The organism is Kitasatospora sp. NPDC057940, assembly GCF_042887425.1.
Classification (GTDB): domain Bacteria; phylum Actinomycetota; class Actinomycetes; order Streptomycetales; family Streptomycetaceae; genus Kitasatospora.
In genome coordinates this window covers 173,859-180,370 of record NZ_JBHVPH010000015.1, presented here as the reverse complement: position 1 = coordinate 180,370, position 6,512 = coordinate 173,859, and the positions used below count along the sequence as shown (strand labels likewise).

4 protein-coding genes are annotated in these 6,512 nt (G+C 72.2%); 3 read left to right on the top strand and 1 reads right to left on the bottom strand.

Going from position 1 to position 6,512, the window contains the following annotated elements:
- Window positions 1-1,871, bottom strand: a 1,871-nt coding sequence (locus tag ACFVTF_RS22975; RefSeq protein WP_387816053.1) for an NB-ARC domain-containing protein, incomplete at its 3' end; no start/stop codon positions are given.
- A 281-nt stretch (window positions 1,872-2,152) separates the two neighbouring features.
- Here ACFVTF_RS22975 and ACFVTF_RS22970 point away from each other — a divergent pair.
- The 3 genes from ACFVTF_RS22970 (at window position 2,153) to pip (ending at window position 6,462) form a co-directional block, all read left to right on the top strand.
- Entirely contained in the window at window positions 2,153-3,082 is a 930-nt protein-coding gene (locus tag ACFVTF_RS22970; protein ID WP_387816051.1) for a Gfo/Idh/MocA family protein, read from the top strand.
- A 208-nt stretch (window positions 3,083-3,290) separates the two neighbouring features.
- On the top strand, window positions 3,291-5,297 hold the full coding sequence (locus tag ACFVTF_RS22965) for an endonuclease/exonuclease/phosphatase family protein (protein WP_387816096.1): 2,007 nt from the start codon (window positions 3,291-3,293) through the stop codon (window positions 5,295-5,297).
- Between the two features lie 205 nt (window positions 5,298-5,502).
- On the top strand, window positions 5,503-6,462 hold the full coding sequence (gene pip / locus ACFVTF_RS22960) for a prolyl aminopeptidase (RefSeq protein WP_387816049.1): 960 nt from the start codon (window positions 5,503-5,505) through the stop codon (window positions 6,460-6,462).
- Window positions 6,463-6,512 lie beyond the last annotated feature (50 nt).

The following is a 6,512-nucleotide window of genomic DNA, read 5'->3' as shown; positions in this document are numbered from 1 at the left end:
CGTTGGGTGCCGGTGGGGACGTGCCAGATGCGGGCCGTGCGGTCGTGCCCGGCGGTGGCGAGCAGGGTGCCGTCGGGGGAGAAGGCGCAGGCCGCGACGGCGCCGGCGTGGTCGGTGAGGATCCTGATCGGCCCGCCCGTCGTGGGATCCCAGAGCCTGACCGTCCCGTCGTGGCTCGTCGTCGCGAGTAGCCTCCCGGCGGGGGCGAAGGAGCAGTCGCTCACCCCGTTGACGTGACCGGTCAGGACGCGGACGACGCCGCTGCTCGGCTGGTCCGGGAGCGGCCAGGCGGGGGCGAGTTGGGGCGCGGACAGTCGGCTGCGGTACGAGGTCACCAGCGGCTCCAGTTCGGGGACACCGGAGAGGTACCCGTAGAGCGTGGCCCGCAGTACCGGCGGCGGATCGCCGGGCGTCAGCAGGTGGGTGATGGCGCCGAGGGACTGCCGCAGCGAGTGGGCGAGGACGGAGGGCACGTCGGCGAGATCGATCTCGGCGGGTACCGAGGAGCCCAGCCGGGTCGACTTCGCCGCCACCCAGCGCAGATCGCACACCAGCGCGTCGCGCTCCTCCACCCGGCCGGCCCGCGCCAGGTGGTACGGCAGCCGCTGCCAGAGGTACCGGGGCTCCGCGGGAAGGTCCCACCAGGGCGTGCCCGGCTCCGTCGGGGCGGGCAGCAGCTCCGCCGCGGTACGGATCATCAGGTCGTGGCGCAGCGCGAGCTCCTGGACGGTGAGCCGGTGGCGCAGCCAGGAGCCCAGGACGTCGTGGAGGCCGACGAACGGCGAACCGTCGTGCCAGCGGGGCAGGACGAGCCGCAGCCGGGTGAGCCGCGCCCGGAGCCGTTCGGCGTCGTTCGGGGACAGCCCCGCCGCAGTGCCCCAGAGCCGGGAGAGCAGGTCCGCGGGCAACTGGACGTCCTCGGGGAGGACCGCCAGATCCAGGTAGCGTTCGCGTTCGTCCGGGCCGAGCAGGTCCAGACTGGCGCCCACCGTGGCGGTGACGGCCTGCCGGCGGTCCCCCGAGTCCGCCGGATCGACGTCGAACGCGGCCGGGCCCGAGGCCTCCAGGCGTCCCAGGACCCAGCGGGCCGCCTCCGCCGGATCCGCGCCCTCCGCGAGGCGGTCGAGGAGCACCCCGTTCACCAGGCTGAGCAGCAGCGGCCACCGCCCGGTGGCGGCCACCAGGCGGGTGAGCGGACCGGAGGGCAGCGGACCCGTGCCGTCGGTGAGCGTCGCGACGGCCTGCTCCGCCGTCATCGCGTCGACGAGGATCGAGACCCCTCGACGGGGGGCGACACCCGTGTTGCGGGTGGTGATGAGGCGTCGGCACGTCCGCCCGCCGATCATGAACGGCGCGAGCTGTTCGGCGCGCCACACGTCGTCGACCACGAGGAGCACCGGACCCTGCCCGTCGACGAGGTCGCCCAGTCGCCCGCCCGCCGCCTGGGGGTCGGTCGTCGCCATGCCCTCCCCGGACAGCACCTCACACAGGCCGCTGATCAGCTCGGCCAGCCGGGCGCCGCGAGTGTGTTCGCCGACCGTCACCCAGAGCAGTCCTCCGCTGAAGCGCTGCGCCGTCCTGGGGTCCTGGCAGAGCATGGCGGCCAGGGTGGTCTTCCCGAAACCGCCGGCGCCTTCGACCGCGGTCGTCAGGACCGTCGGCCCGGCGTCGTCCCGAGTGACGGCCTCCCACAGGGCCGCGTAGAGGTCCGGCCTGGGGATGGTCGAGTCGGGCGGGGCCGGCGACATCCACGGCCTGCGGGGCCGGGGCGCGGGGGCGAAGTAGTTGACCTGATGGCCGTGGTCGCCGATCAGGACGCCCTGCGCCCCGCGCAGGTCGATCGAAGGAGTGCTCGGATCGTCCGTAGCCATGGATCACCTGGCTCCACGTCGCGTTCCCCGTTGACCGGCGTCGGCCCGAGGACAGGCGCCACGGGTGGTGATACCCCGAGTCGGGCGGCCGCACCGTCGATGCCGGGACCGGTCGGATCCGGTCGGCGGTGAGCCTCCGGGCCGCCAGGGGCGTCCCTTGTCATGAGGGGGGATCTGTTGTCGGGCCGCTCCGCGGGGCGTCGGCGACGGGTTGGTGGTGTACGGGAGCTGGTGAATAGGGTGGGGCGGATGGTTTTCGGCGCATGAGTATGGAGATTCGTATGAGCTCGACCTTTGTTTCCGACGACCTTCTCCCGGTCGGGGTGATCGGCCTCGGTGACATCGCGCAGAAGGCCTATCTGCCGGTCCTGGCCGGGCTGCCGGCGCTGGACCTGCGGTTGATGACCAGGGACGGGGCGAAGCTGGACCGGATCGGTGACGCGTACCGGATTGCGTCGGAGAATCGCTTCACCGATCTCGGGGAGTTGATCGGGAGCGGGATCCGGGCGGCGTTCGTGCACGCCGCGACCAGTCAGCACGTCCCGATCGTGGAGCAGCTGCTGACGGCCGGTGTCGACGTCTACGTCGACAAGCCGCTCGACTACACCGTGGACGGCGCCCGCCGACTGGTCGACCTCGCCGACCGGACGGGCCGCTCGCTGATGGTCGGCTTCAACCGCCGGTACGCGCCCGGCTACGCCCAGGCCAAGGAGCGCCCCCGCGACCTGATCGTCCTGCAGAAGAACCGCGAGGGCCTCGCCGAGGCCGCCCGCTCCCTGGTGTTCGACGACTTCATCCACGTCGTCGACACCCTGCGCTTCCTGGCCCCCGGCGAGATCGAGCACGTGGACGTCCGCTCCCGCGTCCGGGACGGGCTGGTCGAGCACGTCGTCCTGACCCTCGGCGGGGACGGCTTCACGGCGCTCGGCATCATGAACCGGCTCTCCGGCTCGACGGAGGAGATCCTGGAGGTCTCCGGCGGCGACTCCAAGCGGGCGGTGCACAACCTCGCCGAGGTGATCGACCACCGCGGCCAGCCCACCGTCCGCCGGCGCGGCGACTGGGTGCCCGTCGCCCGTCAGCGCGGCATCGAGCAGTGCGTCCAGTCCTTCCTGGACGCCGTCCGGGCGGGCAAGACCCTGGACGCGCACGACGCCCTGCGCACGCACGAGCTGTGCGAGCTGATCGTGGAGCGGATCGAGGCGGGCTGAGGGGGCGTCGAGGCGGGCTGAGGGGCCGTCGAGGCGGACCGAGGGGAGCGGGGTAGGCGCAAGGGGCCGGAGCGGAACCAGAAGTTCACTGACGGGGTCTTGTCGCGTCATTTTCTACGCGCGTATCTTGGGGGCGCTGCGGGGGGCGGGTGACCGGCTTCCGCTTCATCTACGCGGGTAGCGCGTGCCATGGGCACGCCGCCTGACCATGCGTCACGGCCCGGCGGCCGCAGACCCGCCGGGTGGACGACGCGCCCCTGTGCCCCGCTCCACCCTCGACCGCCGTGCCACGACCGTGCCGCACGGCGGAGCTAGGAGTCATGCCCCGGTGTCCACCGCCCCCGCTCCCCGCCCCCGCCGGGCCCTGCTGCGCGCCGCGATCCTCCCGGCCGGACTGGCCGCCTCGCTGGTGCTCGTCCCGCTGCCGGCCGCGAACGCCGCGCCCGCCGCCGCGAACGCCGCCGCCCCGGCCGGGCCGACCGAGGCCGGACCGCTGCGCATCCACGACATCCAGGGCACCACCCGGATCTCCCCGCAGGCCGGGAAGCCCGTCACCGGCGTGCCCGGCGTCGTCACCGGCGTGCGCGCCTACGGCAGCGCCAAGGGCTTCTGGATGCAGGACCCGAACCCCGACGCCGACCCGGCCACCAGCGAGGGCATCTTCGTCTACACCGGCGGCAACCCGACCGTGAAGGCCGGCGACTCGGTCCTGGTCAGCGGCAAGGTCACCGAGTACTACCCGAACTTCGCGGGCGGCTCGCAGTCCGTCACCGAGCTCACCGGCCCCGCCGTCACCGTGCTGTCCTCCGGCAACCCGCTGCCGGCCCCGGTGGTCGTGGACACCCGCAACATCCCCGGCACCTACGCCCCGCCGGCGCCCGCGGGCGGCAGCATCGACGCGCTGCCGCTCAACCCGGAGAAGTACACCCTGGACTTCTACGAGTCGCTGGAGGGCATGCTCGTCCAGGTCAAGGACGTCCGGGTGATACAGGCGACGGACAAGTACAACGAGCTGTGGGTCGCCGCCGACCGGCAGGATCAGCGCAGCAAGCGCGGCGGCGTGCTGTACGAGTCGTACGCGGAGCCCAACGTGGGCCGCCTGATGGTGCAGCAGCAGGCGGCGGTCACCCCGCAGCAGCCGTTCCCGGTGGCCAACGTGGGCGACGTGCTGACCGGCACCACCACCGGCCCGCTGGACTACAACCAGTTCGGCGGCTACACCCTCGTCGCCGGCACCCTGGGCACGCTCCAGGACAACCACCTCCAGCGCGAGGTCACCGCCAAGGCGGCCGACCGCGAACTCGCCATCGCCACGTACAACGTGGAGAACCTGGCCCCCGGCAACCCGGACGCCAAGTTCGCCGAGCTGGCCCAGGGCATCGTCACCAACCTGCGCTCGCCCGACATCGTCGCCCTGGAGGAGATCCAGGACAACAACGGCGCCAAGAACGACGGCACGGTCGACGCCGGCCAGACCGTCGCCAAGTTCATCGCCGCGATCAAGGCGGCCGGCGGCCCGGCGTACGACTGGCGCTCGATCGACCCGCAGGACGGCAAGGACGGCGGCGAGCCGGGCGGCAACATCCGGCAGGTGTTCCTGTTCAACCCGCAGCGGGTCTCCTTCACCGACATCCCCGGCGGCACCGCCACCAGCGCCGTGGACGTCGCCGGCAGCGGCGCCACCACCGCGCTGACCGCCTCGCCCGGCCGGATCGCCCCGACCGACGACGCGTGGACCAACAGCCGCAAGCCGCTGGTCGGGCAGTTCTCCTTCCGCGGCAAGAAGGTCTTCGTCATCGCCAACCACTTCAACAGCAAGGGCGGCGACCAGGGCATCGACAGCCGCTTCCAGGCCCCCACCCGCAGCTCCGAGGTGCAGCGGATCAAGCAGGCCACCGTCGAGCAGGCCTTCGTCGCCAAGCTGCTGGCCGCCGACAAGGAGGCGCGCGTCGTCTCGCTCGGCGACTTCAACGACTACCAGTTCTCGCCCGCGCTGGCCGCGCTCACCAAGGACGGCGTGCTGCGCGACCTGGTGAACGAACTGCCGGAGACCGAGCAGTACTCGTACGTCTACCAGGGCAACTCGCAGGTGCTGGACCACATCCTGGTCAGCCCCGAGGTCGGCTACGCCAAGTACGACGTGGTGCACATCAACGCCGAGTTCGCCCAGCAGGCCAGCGACCACGACCCGCAGGTGGTGCGGATCAAGCCCTGACCTGCAGCCATGCTGCCTTCGCCGGCGGTGACCACCGCCGGCGAAGGCAGCTGCGGCACTGGGGGCCACTCCCCGAACTGCCCGAACCGCCCGAACTGCCCGAACTCGCCGAACTGCCTGACTCGCCGAACGGCCCTTCCCGTGCCGCAGGTTGGGCGGAAAAACCGCGGGCCCCGAGCGCGCCCGCGCCCTAGGATCGACGGTCATGGTTGATCTCTATCCTCCGACGAGTCCCTACGGCCACGGTTTCCTCGACACCGGAGACGGCAACCGGGTCTACTACGAGCAGCTCGGCAACCCCGAGGGCAAGCCCGTCCTGTACGTCCACGGCGGCCCCGGCGCGGGGACGCCGGACCGGCCCACCCGGGCGTGGGACCCGGACTGCTACCGCGTGATCCGCTTCGACCAGCGCAACTGCGGCCGCAGTACCCCGCACGCCAGCGACCCGGCGGCGGACATGAGCCTGAACACCACGCAGCACCTGATCGACGACATGGAGCGGCTGCGCGAACACCTCGGCATCGAGCGGTGGCTGCTGAACGGCGCGTCCTGGGGTTCGACCCTCCTGCTGGCCTACGCGCAGCAGCACCCCGAGCGGGTCAGCGAGATCATCATCCAGGCGGTGACGACGACCCGCCCGGCCGAGACCGACTGGCTCTACCGGGGCGCCGGGTCCTTCTACCCCGAGGCGTGGGACCGGTTCCGCGACGGCGTCCCCGAGGACGAGCGGGACGGCGACCTGCTCGCCGCCTACGCGCGGCTGATGGAGAACCCCGACCGGGCGGTCCGGGAGAAGGCCGCCGCCGACTGGCTGGCCTGGGAGGACGCGGTCATCTCGAACGAGCCCAACGGCTCGCCCGGCATGTACAGCGCCCGGGAGGTCGACGACCAGATCGCGTTCGTCCGGATCTGCGCCCACTTCTTCAGCAACGGCGCCTGGCTGGAGGAGAACCAACTGCTGCGCAACGCCCACAAGCTGGCCGGCATCCCGGGGGTGCTGGTGCACGGCCGGCACGACATGGGCGGCCCGGTGCAGACGGCCTGGGAGCTGGCGAAGGCGTGGCCGGGCGTGCGGCTGCACATCTCCGAGGACTCGGGGCACATCGGCAGCGAGGAGATGAAGAACACCGTCCGGGAGGCCATCGAGGAGTTCAAGCACCGCTGATCCTGCCCGGGTTCCATCACCCGTCGATCACGACTCGACGCCCTCCCCGG